Annotated in this window: 14 protein-coding genes and 1 riboswitch; all 14 genes read left to right on the forward strand. The window is 72.2% G+C overall.

Annotated features, from left to right (window positions below; genetic code table 11):
* Positions 1-69 precede the first annotated feature (69 nt).
* Positions 70-756 (forward strand): urease subunit gamma, encoded by a 687-nt coding sequence (locus WFJ17_RS15955; protein WP_336648919.1) that lies wholly within the window; start codon positions 70-72, stop codon positions 754-756.
* Positions 756-2,456: an urease subunit alpha gene (locus WFJ17_RS15960; protein WP_442927990.1), complete on the forward strand. Its 1,701-nt coding sequence runs from the start codon at positions 756-758 to the stop codon at positions 2,454-2,456. The genes WFJ17_RS15955 and WFJ17_RS15960 overlap by 1 nt, the downstream gene beginning before the upstream one ends.
* A 19-nt stretch (positions 2,457-2,475) precedes the next feature.
* Complete coding sequence (locus WFJ17_RS15965; protein WP_336648920.1) at positions 2,476-3,177, forward strand: urease accessory protein UreF; 702 nt, start codon at positions 2,476-2,478, stop codon at positions 3,175-3,177.
* Complete coding sequence (ureG, locus tag WFJ17_RS15970) at positions 3,170-3,925, forward strand: urease accessory protein UreG (RefSeq protein WP_336648921.1); 756 nt, start codon at positions 3,170-3,172, stop codon at positions 3,923-3,925. Before WFJ17_RS15965 ends, ureG begins: the two co-directional genes overlap by 8 nt.
* Positions 3,922-4,665, forward strand: coding sequence for an urease accessory protein UreD (locus tag WFJ17_RS15975; protein ID WP_336648922.1), 744 nt, complete (start codon positions 3,922-3,924; stop codon positions 4,663-4,665). Before ureG ends, WFJ17_RS15975 begins: the two co-directional genes overlap by 4 nt.
* Positions 4,655-5,659 carry a HoxN/HupN/NixA family nickel/cobalt transporter gene (locus tag WFJ17_RS15980; protein ID WP_336648923.1) on the forward strand — a complete coding sequence of 335 codons (1,005 nt, stop codon included), beginning with the start codon at positions 4,655-4,657 and terminating at the stop codon, positions 5,657-5,659. Before WFJ17_RS15975 ends, WFJ17_RS15980 begins: the two co-directional genes overlap by 11 nt.
* A gap of 7 nt (positions 5,660-5,666) precedes the next feature.
* Positions 5,667-5,760, forward strand: a riboswitch (TPP riboswitch).
* Positions 5,751-6,605 carry a hydroxyethylthiazole kinase gene (gene thiM / locus WFJ17_RS15985; protein ID WP_251447229.1) on the forward strand — a complete coding sequence of 285 codons (855 nt, stop codon included), beginning with the start codon at positions 5,751-5,753 and terminating at the stop codon, positions 6,603-6,605. It overlaps the preceding riboswitch by 10 nt.
* A complete protein-coding gene (locus tag WFJ17_RS15990) occupies positions 6,602-8,821 on the forward strand; it encodes a bifunctional hydroxymethylpyrimidine kinase/phosphomethylpyrimidine kinase (protein ID WP_336648924.1) in 2,220 nt (739 codons plus the stop codon). Before thiM ends, WFJ17_RS15990 begins: the two co-directional genes overlap by 4 nt.
* A gap of 293 nt (positions 8,822-9,114) precedes the next feature.
* The gene (gene argC, locus WFJ17_RS15995) at positions 9,115-10,188 is read left to right on the forward strand and encodes an N-acetyl-gamma-glutamyl-phosphate reductase (RefSeq protein ID WP_336648925.1); all 1,074 of its coding nucleotides are present in this window, start codon (positions 9,115-9,117) and stop codon (positions 10,186-10,188) included.
* The gene (gene argJ / locus WFJ17_RS16000) at positions 10,185-11,342 is read left to right on the forward strand and encodes a bifunctional glutamate N-acetyltransferase/amino-acid acetyltransferase ArgJ (protein WP_336648926.1); all 1,158 of its coding nucleotides are present in this window, start codon (positions 10,185-10,187) and stop codon (positions 11,340-11,342) included. Before argC ends, argJ begins: the two co-directional genes overlap by 4 nt.
* Positions 11,339-12,238, forward strand: a complete 900-nt coding sequence (gene argB, locus WFJ17_RS16005) for an acetylglutamate kinase (protein WP_251447238.1) — start codon at positions 11,339-11,341, stop codon at positions 12,236-12,238. The genes argJ and argB overlap by 4 nt, the downstream gene beginning before the upstream one ends.
* Entirely contained in the window at positions 12,235-13,455 is a 1,221-nt protein-coding gene (locus tag WFJ17_RS16010; RefSeq protein ID WP_336648927.1) for an acetylornithine transaminase, read from the forward strand. Before argB ends, WFJ17_RS16010 begins: the two co-directional genes overlap by 4 nt.
* Complete coding sequence (gene argF, locus WFJ17_RS16015; protein ID WP_336648928.1) at positions 13,452-14,402, forward strand: ornithine carbamoyltransferase; 951 nt, start codon at positions 13,452-13,454, stop codon at positions 14,400-14,402. Before WFJ17_RS16010 ends, argF begins: the two co-directional genes overlap by 4 nt.
* Positions 14,399-15,838, forward strand: a complete 1,440-nt coding sequence (gene argH / locus WFJ17_RS16020; RefSeq protein ID WP_336648929.1) for an argininosuccinate lyase — start codon at positions 14,399-14,401, stop codon at positions 15,836-15,838. The genes argF and argH overlap by 4 nt, the downstream gene beginning before the upstream one ends.
* The last annotated feature ends 490 nt before the right edge of the window (positions 15,839-16,328 follow it).

Raw genomic sequence — 16,328 nt, forward strand, 5'->3', positions numbered from 1 at the left:
ATGTTCGACCTCATCCCGATACCCCCGGGAGATTAGAGTCTCGATGTTCCCTGACATCGGAGGCTCTCCATGCACGCGAGTCCGGCTGAGACCGAGAAGCTCCTGCTGGCCGTCGCGGGCATGGTGGCGAGGGATCGCCACGCGCGCGGCGTGCTGCTGAACCACCCGGAGACGGTCGCGCTGCTCAGCACCTGGGTGATCGAGCGGGCGCGCGAAGGCGCGCTCGTGGAAGACCTCATGCAGCGCGGGCGCGAGGTGCTGACCGTCGACGACGTGCTTCCCGGGGTCGCGGGCATGCTGCACGACGTGCAGGTGGAAGCCACCTTCCCGGACGGTCGCAAGCTCGTGACCCTGCACCATCCGATCCAGGAGCCGCCGGGTGCACGGGCCGAGGACGCGGACGTCTCCGCCGAGGCGCCCGGCGCGCACCGCATCCTCCCGGGGGCGATCGAGGTGAACGTGCGCGACGCGGCGGACGCGGTGAAGAGCCTGGTGTTCCTGAACACGGGCGATCGCCCCATCCAGGTCGGATCGCATGTCCACCTGCCGGACGTCAACACCGCGCTCGCCTTCGACCGCGCCGCGGCGCGGGGCTTCCGGCTCGACATCCCGTCCGGGACGTCCCAGCGGTTCGAGCCCGGAGCCTCGCGCGAGCTCGCCATCGTCGCCGTCGCCGGAGCGCGCCGGGTTCCGGGCCTGCAGCGCGGGAACACGGGCCGCGCGGCATTCGGCGCGCACTCGGGGCAGGACGCCTGATGCGTCTGGATCGGGAGCGCTACGCCGCGATCTACGGGCCGACCGCGGGCGACCAGGTGCGTCTCGGCGACACGGATCTCTGGATCGAGATCGAGCAGGATCTCACCGTCGGCGGCGAGGAGGCCGTCTTCGGCGGCGGGAAGTCGATCCGCGAGTCCATGGCGCAGTCCACCGCCACCCGGGCCGAAGGCGCGCTGGACACCGTGATCACCAACGCGATCGTGCTCGACTGGTGGGGCGTCGTGCGCGCCGACGTCGGCCTCCGCGACGGCCGGATCGTCGCCCTGGGCCGTTCGGGCAACCCGGACATCGCCGACGGCGTCCATCCGGACCTCGTGATCGGCCCGTCGACCGACGTGATCTCGGGGGAGGGGCGGATCCTCACCGCGGGCGGGATCGACTCGCACGTGCACCTGCTCTCGCCGTCGCAGATCCATGAGGCGCTGGCGACGGGGATCACGACGATCGTCGGCGGGGGCACCGGTCCCTCGGAGGGGTCGAAGGCGACCACGGTCACCCCCGGGGCGTGGCACCTGGAGACCATGCACCGGTCGCTGGACCGCCTCCCCGTGAACGTCCTGCTGCTCGGCAAGGGCAGCACCGTCTCGCAGCACGCCCTGCGCGAGCAGGCGCTCGCCGGCGCCGCCGGGTACAAGATCCACGAGGACTGGGGAGCCACGCCCGCCGCGATCGACGCCGCGCTCACGGCCGCCGAGGAGTGGGGTCTGCAGGTCGCGCTGCACTCCGACTCGCTCAACGAGACGGGCTACGTGCAGTCCACCATCGACGCCATCGGCGGGCGCGGCATCCATGCGTTCCACGTCGAGGGCGCCGGCGGAGGTCACGCCCCGGACATCCTCGCGATCGCCTCGCTGCCCAACGTGATCCCAGGATCGACCAACCCCACGCTGCCGCACACGGTGAACACCGTGGCCGAGCACCTCGACATGCTCATGGTCTGCCACCACCTCAACCCGGCGGTTCCTGAGGATCTCGCCTTCGCGGAGTCGCGGATCCGGGCCACCACGATCGCCGCCGAGGACATCCTGCACGACATGGGGGCGCTCTCCGTCACCTCCTCCGATGCCCAGGCGATGGGGCGGATCGGCGAGGTCGTCACGCGCACCTGGCAGGTCGCGCATGTCATGAAGCACCGCCGTGGACGTCTCGGCGAGAGCCTGCCCGCCGACAACGAGCGTGCGCGCCGCTACGTCGCCAAGTACACGATCAATCCGGCGATCGGACACGGGATCGATCACGAGGTCGGGTCGGTCGAACCCGGCAAGCTCGCCGATCTCGTGCTCTGGGATCCGCGGTTCTTCGGCGTGCGCCCGGAGATCGTGATCAAGGGCGGCGGTCTGGTCTGGGGCGCGCTCGGGGATCCGAACGCGTCCATCCCGACGCCGCAGCCGGTGCTGATGCGCCCGGCGTTCCTCGACGCGATCGGCGCAGACCTGTCGGTGACGTTCGTCTCGCCCGCCGCGCTCGCCGACGGCCTTGCGGAACGGCTCGGATTGCGCCGCCGGCTCGCGGCCGTGCGCAGCACGCGGGCCGTCACGAAGGCCGATCTGAAGAACAACGACGCCCTCCCGCGCATCGACATCCGTCCCGACACGTTCGCGATCTCGATCGACGGCGAGACCGTGGTCCCCGCCCCCGTGGATCGGCTGCCCCTCGCTCAGCTGTACGCGATGTTCTGATCCCGGCCGCATTCCGATCATGGCTGCTCCGGTGTCCACCCCCGTACGCTCCGCGTCGCTGACCGTGGCGATGCTGCTCGCCGACGGCCGGCTGCCGTCCGGCGGGCACGCGCATTCGGCGGGCCTGGAGCCGGCGCTGCTCGCGGGGATGCCCCCGGCGGACGTCCCCGCCTTCCTCGCGGGCCGCGCCCGGACGACGAGCCTCGTCGACGCGGGGACGGCGGTCGTCACGCGACATCGGCTGCGCGACGCGCCGTCGGATCGCGGGCTCGGCGAGATCGTGGACCACTGGGCGGCTCGCACACCGAGTCCGGCCCAGCGCGAGGCGTCCCGGCTCCTCGGGCGGGGCTGCCTGCGCCTGGCCCTGCGGGTCTGGCCCGATTCCCGGGCCGTGCAGGCGTGCGCCGCGCTCGCGGCTCCACCGAGGCCCGTGGTGATCGGCGCCATCGCCGCGGCGACGGCCATGGATCCTCGTGACCTCGTCCGGCTCGTCGTGTACGAGGACGCCCAGACGGCCGCGGCGGCGCTGCTCAAGCTCGCACCGGCCGACCCGGCCGCGCCCGTCGGCTGGGTGCTGGCCGCGTGCGCGGCGGCCGAGGACCTCGTCGATGCCGTCGCCGCCCTGACCCGTCCTGCCGACATCCCCGCCGGCAGCGCCCCTCAGTCCGAGGGATGGGCGCAAGCCCACGCCCTCACGAACCGGAGGTTGTTCCGTGCCTGATCCCCTCGTTCCCCGCGCCCTTCGTCTCGGCATCGCCGGCCCGGTCGGCGTGGGCAAATCCACTCTCATCGCGACGGCCTGCCGCGTGCTCGCGGACGAGCTCGCGCTCGCCGTGATCACGAACGACATCTACACGGACGAGGACGCCCGCTTCCTCCGTTCCGCAGGCGTCCTGGATCCGGAGCGGATCCGCGCGGTGGAGACGGGAGCCTGCCCGCATACGGCGATCCGTGACGACGTCACGGCGAACCTGCTCGCCGTCGAGGACGTCGAGCGCGACTTCGCACCGCTCGACCTCGTGATCATCGAGTCCGGCGGCGACAACCTGACGGCGACCTTCTCGCCGGCGCTGGTGGACGCGCAGATCTTCGTGCTCGACGTCGCCGGCGGCGGAGACGTCGCGCGCAAGGGAGGGCCGGGGATCGCGCGCGCCGACCTGCTCGTGGTGAACAAGACCGACCTCGCACCCTATGTCGGCGTCGACGTGACGCAGATGGTGCACGACGCGTCGGATGCGCGGGAGGGCCGGGAGGTGCTCGCGCTCTCCCGCAACGACCCCGACTCCGTGGCGCGACTGAGGGCCTGGATCCTGGACATGCTCGCGGCGCACCGTTCCGGCGCGCATGAGCCCCAGGATCCGGGACCGATGGCGCCGCACTTCCACGCCGACGACAGCGAGGCCGGCGGCTACGTGCACCGTCACGACGGCGACGGGACCCACGCGCACGCGCACCCGGCATCGCGGTGACGGTCGCCGTCCGCGCAGCGACCACCGTCGTCCAGGTCGCGGCGGGCGCTGATCGCGCCCGCGTCGTGCTGCGCTCCGGCGTGATCGCCGCACGCATCCTGGAGCGTCGTCCGCGCTACGCCCGCGTCGGGCTCGTCGCCGCCGGCGCGCTCCTGCTCGGGGGCGATGCCGTCGATCTGCGGATCTCGGTCGACCCCGGCTGCACGCTGGAGCTGGAGGACATCGGCGGCACGGTCGCCTACGACGGTCAGGGGCGGCGCGCCTCGTGGTCGGCGCGCATCGAGATCGGGGACCACGGGACCTGCACCTGGCACGGCCAGCCCTTCGTCATCGCCGACGGCGCCGACGTCGACCGGCGCACCGATGCGCAGCTCGGCGACGGCGCGGCGCTCCTGCTGCGTGAGACGCTCGTCCTGGGACGTGTCGGAGAGCGGGGCGGCGCGATCAGGGTGCGCACCGGGATCGCCGTGCAGGACACGCCCGTGCTGATCGAGCACCTGGACGTGACGGGCTGGGCACCGGTCCCCGGAGTCCTCGGCGCAGACCGCGTGCTCGACAGCGTGGTGCTGATCGGGCGTGAGCCCGCCGAGGACCCAGAGTCCTGGCGCAGGGACGGAACGGCCGTGCTCCGCCCCGAGCACGGGGGGCTCCTGATCCGGTCGATCGTCGGCGCTGCGCATCTCGGTGACGTCACCCCGGCATGGCACGCGCTGCGCGAGGAGCTGTTCCGTGCGGCCTAGCCCGACGGCATATGTCGTGGCCGGGCTGCACGTGCTCGGCTGGGGAGCGCTGCTGCTGACCGCCGTCTCCCCGCTCGGCATCGGCCTGGGCGTCACGGCGTATCTGCTGGGACTCCGGCATGCGTTCGACGCCGACCACATCGCCGCGATCGACAACACGACGCGCCGGCTCCTCGCACGCGGGCGCCGGGCGCGCGGCGTGGGACTGTGGTTCTCCCTCGGCCACGCGACGATCGTCTCTGCACTGTGCGTGCTGCTGGCGCTCGGAGTCGGCGCGCTCGCGAAGAGCCTGGTGGATCCCGGTTCGCCTCTGCAGGTCTGGACGGGGGTGATCGGCCCGGTCGTGTCCGGCGTCTTCCTGCTCCTCATCGGCGCGGCGAACATCCTGCTCCTGCGCCACCGGCGGCAGACGGGGAGCCACCGGCACGGCGGCCCCGCGTGGGCGCTGCTGGGGCGGTTCGACGCCGTGATCGACCGGCCGTCGCGGATGTACGTCGTGGGGCTGCTGTTCGGGCTCGGGTTCGACACCGCGACGGAGGTCGGGCTTCTGGCGCTCGCCGGGACGGCGGCCTCCCGCGCCGTGCCCTGGTCGACGATCCTCATCCTCCCTGTCCTGTTCGCGGCCGGCATGTCGCTGCTGGACTCGGCCCAGGGGGCGATGTCACGGCGTGCGTATTCGTGGGGTGCGGAGGGTGGCGAGAGCAAGGCGCGCCGTTACGACCTGCTGGTCACGGGGGCATCGATCGTCGTGGCGCTCGTGATCGGCATCGCCGAGCTCGCGGGGGTGGCGCTGCGCAGTCTGCCGCATCCGGGCGGGTTCGCGCGTGCGCTGGGCGAGCTCGATCTGAACGTGCTCGGGCTCGTGCTCACGGGGGCGCTGATCGTGTTCTGGGCGGGTGCCGTGGCCTGGTCCGGCCTGGAGCGCCGGCGGCCGTCCGTGCAGCGATCGCCGGGGACCTTCGACCCGCAAGGCCCTGGCGGCGTTCCTGGCTAGACTGACCGGCAGTGACACGGGGTGCCGCATCCGCGGCTGAGATCACACCCGTCGAACCTGATCTAGGTCGTACTAGCGAAGGGATGTCGCGATGAGCGCGCGTCTGGAAACGTCGTCCGAGTCCGTGGTGGGATCCGCCGCGGACCTTCTGCGGGAGCTGCGGGTGGAGCCCCCGCTCGTGCACTGCATCACCAACTCGGTGGTCACCGGGTTCACCGCCAATGTGCTGCTCGCCCTCGGCGCCGCGCCGGCGATGGTGGACATCACGGGCGAAGCCGGCATGTTCGCCGCGATCTCCTCCGGTCTCCTGGTGAACCTCGGCACCCCCACGCCCGAGCAGCGGTCGGCGAGCCTCGAGGCCGTCGGAGGGGCGCGCACGGCGGGCACGCCCTGGGTGCTCGACCCGGTGGCCGTGGGGGCTCTCCCGGTGCGGACCGCGCTGGCGCAGGATCTGCTGGGCCTGCGTCCCACGCTCATCCGCGGCAACGCGTCCGAGATCCTCGCGCTCGCCGGCCTCAGCCAGGGCGGGCGCGGCGTGGACGCGCTCGACGCGACGGAGGCGGCGGCGGACGCGGCTCGCGACCTCGCGCGACGGACCGGGGGAGCGGTCGCCGTCTCCGGCCCGGTCGACCTCCTCGTCGACGCCGAGCGCACGATCCGCGTCGCGAACGGCGACGCCCTGCTCACCCGGGTCACCGGGGGCGGCTGCGCCCTCGGCGCCGTGATGGCCGCGTTCCTCGGTACGGCGCGACGGACCGGGCACGACCCGCTGGTCGCCGCGACGGCGGCGACCCTCGTCTACACCGTCGCCGCCGAGGACGCGGCGGAGGGGGCAGCCGGACCCGGATCCTTCGCCGTCCGGCTCCTCGACGCGCTCTCGGCGGTCCGTCCGGAGCATCTCGCCGTCCGCGCTCGCGTCGAGGCGGGGCAGGGAGTGGCCGCATGATCGGGGCGGAGGTCCTCACCGCGCCGCAGGAGGCCGCACCCGAGGCGGTGCCGGCCCGCCGTGCTGCCCGTCTCCGCCGCGACGATCTCGCGCTCTACCTCGTCACGGATCCGGCGCTCTGCGGGGAGCGGGGCGTGGCCGCGGTCGTCGACGCGGCCGTCGCCGGCGGGGTGCGGATCGTGCAGCTGCGCGACAAGGACGCCGACGACGCGTCGATCGTGGAGCAGCTGTGCGCGCTGTCCGAGGTCATCGCAGGGCGGGCGCTGCTCGTCGTGGACGACCGCCTCGACGCGGTCGTGGAGGCGCGTCGCCGCGGAGCCCGCGTGGACGGGATCCACCTCGGGCAGTCCGACGCCTCGCCGCTCACCGCGCGCTCCCTCCTCGGCCCCGACGCGATCGTCGGGCTCACCGCGAACACGCCAGCGCACCTCGACGCCGTGCGGGCGCTGCCCTCCGGCACCGTGGACTACCTCGGCGTCGGCGTCATCCATCCGACGAGCACCAAGCCCGACCACCCGGCTCCCCTCGGCGCGGCGGGGTTCGCCGCGTTCGCCGCCGACAGCCCGCTGCCCTGCGTCGCGATCGGCGGCATCGAGCGCGCCGACGTCGCTGCGCTCCGCGCCGGCGGTGCAGCGGGGGTCGCGGTGGTGTCGGCGCTCTGCGCCGCCCCGGATCCGCGGGTCGCCGCACGCAAGCTGCTGCGCGCGTGGGGCGCGGGCGGGGTCGCGCGCGTGCTCTCGATCGCCGGCAGCGACCCCTCCGGGGGTGCCGGGATCCAGGCCGACCTCAAGTCGATCGCCGCGAACGGCGGCTACGGCATGGCCGCGATCACCGCGCTGACCGCCCAGAACACCCGGGGCGTCCGCGGCGTGCACGTGCCTCCCGCCTCGTTCCTGCGCGCCCAGCTCGATGCCCTCGGCGACGACGTGCGTGTCGACGCGGTGAAGATCGGGATGCTCGCCGACGCGGGGGTGATCGCCGAGGTCGGATCCTGGCTGCGCGTGCATCGCCCGCCGACCGTCGTGCTGGATCCCGTGATGGTCTCCACGAGTGGCGACCGGCTCCTGGATGCGGCAGCGGAGCAGGCGCTGTGCGCGCTGCTGCCGCTCGCCGACCTGATCACGCCGAACCTTCCGGAGCTGGCCGTCCTCGTGCGCGAATCCGCCGCAGCGAGCTGGGCAGGCGCGCTCGCCCAGGCGCAGCGGCTCTCTGCGGAGACCGGCGCTCTGGTGCTCGTGAAGGGCGGGCATCTCGGCGGAGACGAGGCGCCCGACGCGCTCGTCGGCCCGTTCGGGCCGGTGCGGGAGTACCCCGGATCCCGGATCCGCACCGCCAGCACGCACGGCACCGGCTGCTCGCTCTCCGCCGCGCTCGCGACCCGGCGGGCCGCGGACCGCGACTGGCGCGAAGCGGTGACCGAGGTGAGGTCGTGGCTCCGCGAGTCGATCGCCGCCGGGGCCGGACTGCAGGTCGGATCCGGTCACGGCCCGGTCAGCCACTTCGCCGGGCTGTGGCGTCGCGGCGGGCTCGAGGCGCATCCCGCTCGCGAGGAGGTCGCCGCAGCGTGGTGGTCGTCGATCGCCCCGATCCGTCGCGCGATCGACGACCTGCCGTTCCTGCGCCGCCTCGCCGACGGAAGCCTGCCGGAGGCCCCGTTCCGGGCGTACCTCGCGCAGGACGCCCTGTATCTGCGCGACTATGCGCGCACCCTCGCCGAGGCGGCGCGCCTCGCGCCGGACTCCGCGGAGCAGGCGTTCTGGGCGCACTCCGCCGAGCAGTCCGTCATCGGGGAGCTGCAGCTGCACGCCAGCCTGCTGTCGCCGGAGGGGATCGGCGCGGCCACGTTCCGCGCGGAGCCCGTGCCGGCGACGACCGCCTACCTGGACCATCTGCGGGGTGCGGCGTTCGACGGCGACTACCGGGTGCTCATCGCGGCTCTGCTGCCCTGCTTCTGGATCTACGCCGACGTCGGCACCCGGCTGCATGCGCAGGCGAAGGCGGACCCGGTGCGCCCTTACGCCGTGCACCCCTTCGCGGAGTGGCTCGACGAGTACGCGGATCCGCGGTTCGCCGAAGCCACCGAGGAGGCGATCCGGATCGTCTCCGCGCACGCCGCCGCGGCCGACCCGGTCACGCGCGAGCGGATGCGGGTCGCCTTCGCGCGCTCGAGCGAGCACGAACGCGCTTTCTTCGCCGCAGCCGACCTCCGCGATTGAGGGGATCCGCCCGGTCTCCGGTGCGATGACGCGGGGCCGGGCCCTCGATTTGGACGAGGGCCCGGCCCCGCGATAGGGTCGCCGCATGCTTCCGGCTCCGCACACGACCACCCCGACGGGTGTCACCGTGGTGCGTCGACGCCGCTCGGGCGACCGCCGACTCTAGGCGACCCTGCGCTCCCGCGTCGTACGCGGTCGAGCGCCGGCGTCGCCGCCTCCGGCCCCGCATCGCACTCCTGCCGCGCGCCGTCTTCTTGGGCGTCCGCGGCAGACCCGACCGTTAAGGTGGAAGCATGACGTATTCCGTCGCCGTCTCCGGCGCATCCGGCTATGCGGGCGGCGAGATCCTTCGCCTGCTCGCGAGCCATCCCGACGTCGAGATCCGCACCGTCACGGCGCACTCGAACGCCGGCCAGAAGCTCTCCGAGCACCAGCCGCATCTGCGCTCCCTGGCTCACCTGACCCTGCAGGACACGACGCCCGAGATCCTCGCCGGCCATGACATCGTGTTCCTCGCGCTGCCGCACGGGCAGTCGGGGCAGTACACCGATGCGCTCGGCGACGTCCCGCTCGTGATCGACGCGGGGGCCGACCACCGACTGACGTCGCAGACCGCATGGGACGCCTTCTACGGCGGAGCGTTCCACGAGCCGTGGAGCTACGGCGTGCCCGAGCTCCTGGTCGATGGAGGAAAGCAGCGCGAGCACCTCCGCGGCGCGACCCGGATCGCGGCCCCCGGCTGCAACGCCTCCACCGTGAGCCTGAGCCTCGCCCCCGGCGTCGCGGCCGGCGTGATCGACCCGTCCGACATCGTGACGGTGCTCGCCGTCGGTCCCTCCGGCGCCGGCAAGAGCCTCAAGCCGCACCTGCTGGGCAGCGAGATCCTCGGATCCGCCAACCCCTACGCGGTGGGCGGCACGCACCGGCACATCCCCGAGATCCGTCAGGCGCTCGCCGCCGCGTCGGGCCCGTCGACCGTCTCCGGGATCGTGGATCCGGAGGGGATCCGGATCTCCTTCACCCCCGTCATCGTGCCGATGGCGCGCGGGATCCTCGCCACCTCGACCGCGCCGATCACGCCCGGTGCCACCGACGCCCAGATCCGCGAGGCGTGGGAGAGCGCCTACGACGGAGAGAGCTTCGTGCAGCTGCTGCCGGAGGGATCCGCCCCGCGCACCGCCGACGTGCTCGGCGCCAATACGGCGCTCCTCGGCCTCGCGATCGACCGCGCCGCGAACCGCGTCGTGGTGGTCGCCGCCGTCGACAACCTCGTCAAGGGCACCGCAGGCGCCGCCATCCAGTCCATGAACATCGCGCTCGGTCTCACCGAGACCACGGCGCTCACCATCAACGGAGTCGCCCCATGAGCGTGACCGCACCCCAGGGATTCGAGGCGGCCGGCGTCGTCGCGGGCCTCAAATCCACCGGCAAGCCCGATGTGGCCCTGGTGGTGAACCGCGGGCCCCGGAAGGTGGGCGTGGCGGTGTTCACCAGCAACCGGGCCAAGGCCAACCCGATCATCTGGTCGCAGGAGGTCGTGAAGGACGGCATCGTCGAGGCCGTCGTGCTGAACTCCGGCGGCGCCAACTGCTTCACGGGACCGTTCGGGTTCCAGACCAGCCACCTCACCGCCGAGCGCGCCGGAGAGCTGCTGGGCGTCAGCGCGGGGGACGTGGTGGTCTGCTCCACCGGCCTCATCGGCACCGGGGACGAGGTCTTCCGGGGCAAGGTGCTCGCCGGGGTCGAGGCCGGGGTCACGCAGCTGAGCGCCGACGGCGGACAGGCCGCCGCCGAGGCGATCATGACCACCGACACCGTCGCGAAGACGGTCGCCGTGACCCGCGACGGCTGGACCATCGGCGGCATGGCGAAGGGCGCGGGCATGCTCGCGCCGGGGCTGGCGACGATGCTCGTGGTGCTCACGACCGACGCCGTGCTCGACGCGGCGGAGGCCCACGCGCTGCTGCGCCGTGCGACCGGCACCACCTTCGACCGGCTCGACTCGGACGGCTGCATGTCGACCAACGACCAGGTGACGCTGCTCGCCAACGGCGCGAGCGGGATCCGGCCCGATCTGGACGACTTCGCGGCCGCGCTCACCGAGGTCTCCGACGAACTGGCCCGCAAGCTGCAGGACGACGCCGAAGGCGCCAGCCACGCGATCTCGATCGAGGTCCTGCACGCCGCGAGCGAGCAGGATGCGGTCGAGGTGGGCCGCGCGGTCGCGCGCAACAACCTGTTCAAGGCCGCGATCTTCGGCAACGACCCGAACTGGGGGCGTGTGCTGGCCGCGATCGGCACGACCCGCGCCGCGTTCGATCCCTACGACGTCGACGTCTGGATGAACGGCGTGCGGGTGTGCACCGCCGGCGGTCCCGACCGGCCGCGCGAGGAGGTCGACCTGACGCCGCGCGCGACGCACGTCGTGATCGACCTCAAGGTCGGCGAGGCCGCGGCGACGATCCGCACCAACGACCTCACCCACGACTACGTGCACGAGAACAGCGCGTACTCCTCATGAGCGATCTTCAGGACACCGCGCCCGAGGAGGCCGCGATCAAGGCGCAGACGCTGATCGAGTCGCTGCCCTGGCTGAAGAGGTACCGCGATCAGATCGTCGTGGTCAAGTACGGCGGCAACGCGATGATCAGCGACGACCTGCAGGAGGCGTTCGCGCAGGACATCGCCTATCTCCGCTACGTCGGCGTGCAGCCGGTCGTCGTGCACGGCGGGGGGCCGCAGATCTCCGACATGCTCGAGCGGCTCGAGATCCCCAGCGAGTTCAAGGGCGGCTACCGGGTCACGAACACCGAGGCGATCAGCGTCGTCCGGATGGTGCTCACCGGCCAGGTCAACCCGCAGCTCGTCTCGAAGATCAACTCGCACGGACCGATCGCGACGGGGCTGAGCGGCGAGGACGCCGGGCTCTTCGGCGGACGTCGCCGCGGTGTGATCATCGACGGCGAAGAGGTCGACCTCGGTCGCGTCGGCGACGTCGTCCAGGTGGATCCGACCCCGGTCCACGATCATCTCGCAGCCGGACGAGTCCCGGTCGTCTCCAGCATCGCCCCGGATCTGGATCATCCGGGTCAGTCGCTGAACGTGAACGCGGACGCGGCGGCGGCGGCGCTGGCGACGGCGCTCGGCGCGGTCAAGCTCGTGATCCTCACCGATGTCGCCGGACTCTACGCGGACTGGCCGAACCGCGACTCGCTCGTCTCCCACCTGACCACGTCGGAGCTCAAGACCATGCTCCCGTCGCTCGAGTCGGGGATGATCCCGAAGATGACCGCATGCCTGGAGGCCGTGGAGTCGGGCGTGCATGCGGCGGCCATCATCGACGGGCGGGTGCCGCACTCGGTGCTCGTCGAACTGTTCACCAGCAAGGGAATCGGAACGGAGGTGGTGGCGGGATGACGTCGCCGGCCGAAGGTACTTGGCAGGAGAGCGCCGAGCGCGACCTGATCTTGAATGCGGGCCCGCGGTACGAGCTGCTCGTCCGCGGCGAGGGATCGCACCTGTGGGACGGCGAGGGGCGACGCTACCTCGACTTCCTCGCGGGCATCGCGGTCACCGCTCTCGGGCATGCGCACCCCGTCTTCGTCGAGGCCGTGTCCCGCCAGGCGGGCACGCTCGCCCACGTGTCGAACTACTTCGCCACCCCGCCGCAGCTCGAGCTCGCGGCCCGGCTCAAGCGCCTCGCCGGCACCGGTGACGCCGGCCGGGTGTTCTTCGGGAACTCCGGGACCGAGGCCAACGAGGCCGCGTTCAAGCTCGCGCGCCTGCACGGCGGGGCGGAGCGCCCGCGCATCCTGTCGCTCGACAACGCGTTCCACGGCCGCACGATCGGCGCGCTCGCCCTCACGGCGAAGGCATCGATGCGGGATCCGTTCCAGCCGCTGCCCGGCGGCGTCGAGCACATCCCCGCCACGATCGAGGCGCTCGAGCAGGCGCTGGACGACCGGGTCGCCGCGCTGTTCGTCGAGCCCATCCAGGGCGAGGCCGGCGTGCTCGAGCTGCCCGACGGCTATCTCCGCGCTGCGCGCGAGCTGACGGCGAAGCACGGGGCGCTGCTCATCGTGGACGAGATCCAGACCGGTGCCGGCCGCACCGGGGACTGGTTCGCCTTCCAGTACGAGGACGTCGTGCCCGACGCGATCACCCTGGCGAAGGGCATCGGCGGCGGCTTCCCGATCGGCGCGCTCGTCGCGTTCGGCGACGCCGCGGCCCTGCTGGGCCCGGGCTCGCACGGCTCCACGTTCGGCGGCAACCCGCTCGCCACCGCGGTCAGCAACGCCGTGCTCGAGGAGATCGAGCAGGCGGGGCTCGTGCAGAACGCGCGCGACCGGGGCGCCCAGGTGCGCGCGGCCGTCGAGGGGATCGGATCCCCGCTGGTCACCGGCGTCCGCGGACGCGGGCTGCTCATCGGCGTCGCTCTCGCCGCCCCCGTGGCGGGCGAGGTGGTCGCCGCGGCCCAGCGCCTCGGCCTCATCGTGAACGCCGCGAACCCCTCGTCGGTCCGGATCGCGCCCGCGCTCACCATCGGCGACGCCGAGATCGCCGAGTTCACCGACCTGTTCACCGCCGCCCTCGCGGAGGTCGCGGCCACCGCTCTCACGGAGACGAACGCATGACCCGCCACCTGCTGCGCGACGACGACCTGACCACGGCCGAGCAGACCGAGATCCTCGACCTCGCGCTCGAGCTCAAGAAGGACCGCTGGGCCGACAAGACCCTCGCCGGTCCGCAGACGGTCGCGGTGATCTTCGACAAGTCCTCGACCCGCACCCGCGTCTCGTTCGCGGTGGGCATCGCCGACCTCGGGGGATCCCCGCTGATCATCTCGACGGCGAACAGCCAGCTCGGCGGCAAGGAGACCCCGGCCGACACGGCTCGGGTGCTGGAGCGCCAGGTCGCCGCGATCGTGTGGCGCACGTACGCGCAGGCGGGTCTCGAGGAGATGGCAGAGGGCACGCGCGTCCCGGTCATCAACGCGCTGTCCGACGACTTCCACCCGTGCCAGCTGCTCGCCGACCTGCTCACGATCCGCGAGCACAAGGGCGACCTCGCCGGGCTCACGCTCTCGTTCTTCGGCGACGGACGCAGCAACATGGCGCACTCCTACGTGCTGGCGGGCGTCACCGCGGGCATGCACGTGCGGGTCGCGTCGCCCGAGGCCTACGCGCCCCGCGCCGACGTGGTGGCCGACGCCCATCGCCGCGCCGCCGAGACCGGCGGTTCGCTGACCCTGGTCACGGATCCGGACGAGGCCGCGGCGGGTGCCGATGTCATCGTCACCGATACCTGGGTGTCGATGGGCAAGGAGGAGGAGAAGGCGCAGCGGCTGCGCGACCTCGGCGCATACAAGGTGACCACCGGCACCATGACGCGCGCCGACGGCGAGGCGATCTTCATCCACTGCCTGCCCGCGGACCGCGGCTACGAGGTCGACTCCGAGGTCATCGACGGCCCCCAGAGCGTGGTCTGGGACGAGGCGGAGAACCGCCTGCACGCCCAGAAGGCGCTGCTCGTGTGGCTCATCGGGAAGTCTTCGGGACCGTCGAGCGAGGGAACGAAGTGACCGAGACTCGACGCGCCGCCGCGCACGGAACCAATCAGGGCGCGCTCTGGGGCGGCCGATTCGCCGGCGGTCCCAGCCCGGAGCTCGCCGAGCTGAGCCGGTCGACGCATTTCGACTGGATCCTCGCGCCCTACGACATCGCCGGTTCGCACGCGCACGCCGCGGCGCTCGAGGCCGCGGGCTATCTCGAGGCCGATGAGGCGGTGCGCATGCACGCCGGCCTGGACGCCCTCGCCGCGAAGATCGCCGACGGCACGCTTCTCCCGCAGCCGGGCGACGAGGACGTGCACGGTGCGCTCGAGGCGGCGCTCATCGCCGAGGTCGGCGCCGATCTGGGCGGACGCCTGCGCGCGGGGCGCAGCCGCAACGACCAGATCGCGACGCTCGTGCGCATGTATCTCATCGACCACGCACGCATCATCGGCCGCGACGTCCTGGGCCTCATCGACGCGCTCGTCGCCCAGGCGCAGGCGCACGAGAGCGCGATCCTGCCCGGACGCACCCACCTGCAGCACGCCCAGCCCGTGCTCCTCGCGCACCACCTGCAGGCGCACGCCTGGCCGCTGGTGCGCGACCTCGAGCGCCTGGTCGACTGGCGCGCGCGGGCCGGGGTGTCTCCATACGGCGGGGGAGCGCTGGCCGGATCCACGCTCGGACTCGACCCTGCCCTGGTCGCCCGCGAACTCGGCCTGGACCGCCCCGCGGAGAACTCGCTGGACGGCACCGCGTCCCGCGATGTCGTCGCGGAGTTCGCCTTCATCACCGCGATGATCGGCGTCAACCTGTCCCGCTTCTCCGAGGAGATCATCCTCTGGAACACCCGCGAGTTCGGCTTCGTCACTCTCGACGACGGCTACTCCACGGGATCCAGCATCATGCCGCAGAAGAAGAACCCCGACATCGCCGAGCTCGCGCGCGGCAAGTCCGGGCGTCTCATCGGCAACCTGTCCGGGCTCCTGGCCACCCTCAAGGGTCTGCCGCTCGCGTACAACCGCGATCTGCAGGAGGACAAGGAGCCGGTCTTCGACTCTGTCCGCACCCTCGAGGTCGTGCTGCCGGCGTTCACCGGGATGGTGGCGACGCTGCGGTTCGACACCGACCGCATGGCCGAGCTCGCTCCCCAGGGCTTCTCGCTCGCGACCGACGTCGCCGAGTGGCTGGTGAAGAACCGGGTCCCGTTCCGGGAGGCGCACGAGATCTCCGGTTCCCTGGTGCGCGCGTGCGAGCAGCGCGGGCTCGGTCTCGAGGACGCCGACGATGCGCTCCTCGCCGAGGTGTCGCCGCTCCTGACTCCCGCCGTCCGGGAAGTGCTCACGATCGAGGGGTCCGTGGCCAGTCGCGATGGCGTCGGCGGTACCGCCCCGGTGCGCGTCGCCGAGCAGCGCGCCGAGCTCGTCGCGCGTGCGCAGTCGGCTGCTCACGCTCTCGGGATGTGACCTGAAAGAACCTCCGCGGATGCTGTTCCGTCCGCCGAAACCCTCCTCTGGGCATCCGCACGGGGGAGGGTTTCCTCGTTCATCAGGTGTTTCGCCTGCAGAAGCCGCCGAATCGAGGGGTGCGACACGCCCGGGGTGCGGCCGCGATTTGCCGGAACCCCCGGATCCGCGTAACTTATTACTTGTTCGCCCCAAGCGGTAGAGCGAAGGGCCGGAAGGCCTGACTCCCCAAGCGGCGAACAAACCCCATCTCAACGAAGAACTTCCCCTGTGGAAGATCATCGAGTATGATGGGTAACTCCCGGCTCAGGTTCGTCGCAAGACGCAGCGAGCGGGAGTGAGATCTAGCCCTACTTGTGATGCCGCGAGGCTGAACTGTAGGAGCATCCGATCCTTGAGAACTCAACAGCGTGCACTTGTCAAATGCCAATTTATTCCTCGTCCAGTCTTCGGGCTGGTTGAGAAATTCCTTTGGATCAAAGACCAACTC

Origin of the sequence: Microbacterium sp. MMO-10 (genome assembly GCF_037148715.1) — a bacterium.
Taxonomy (GTDB): domain Bacteria; phylum Actinomycetota; class Actinomycetes; order Actinomycetales; family Microbacteriaceae; genus Microbacterium.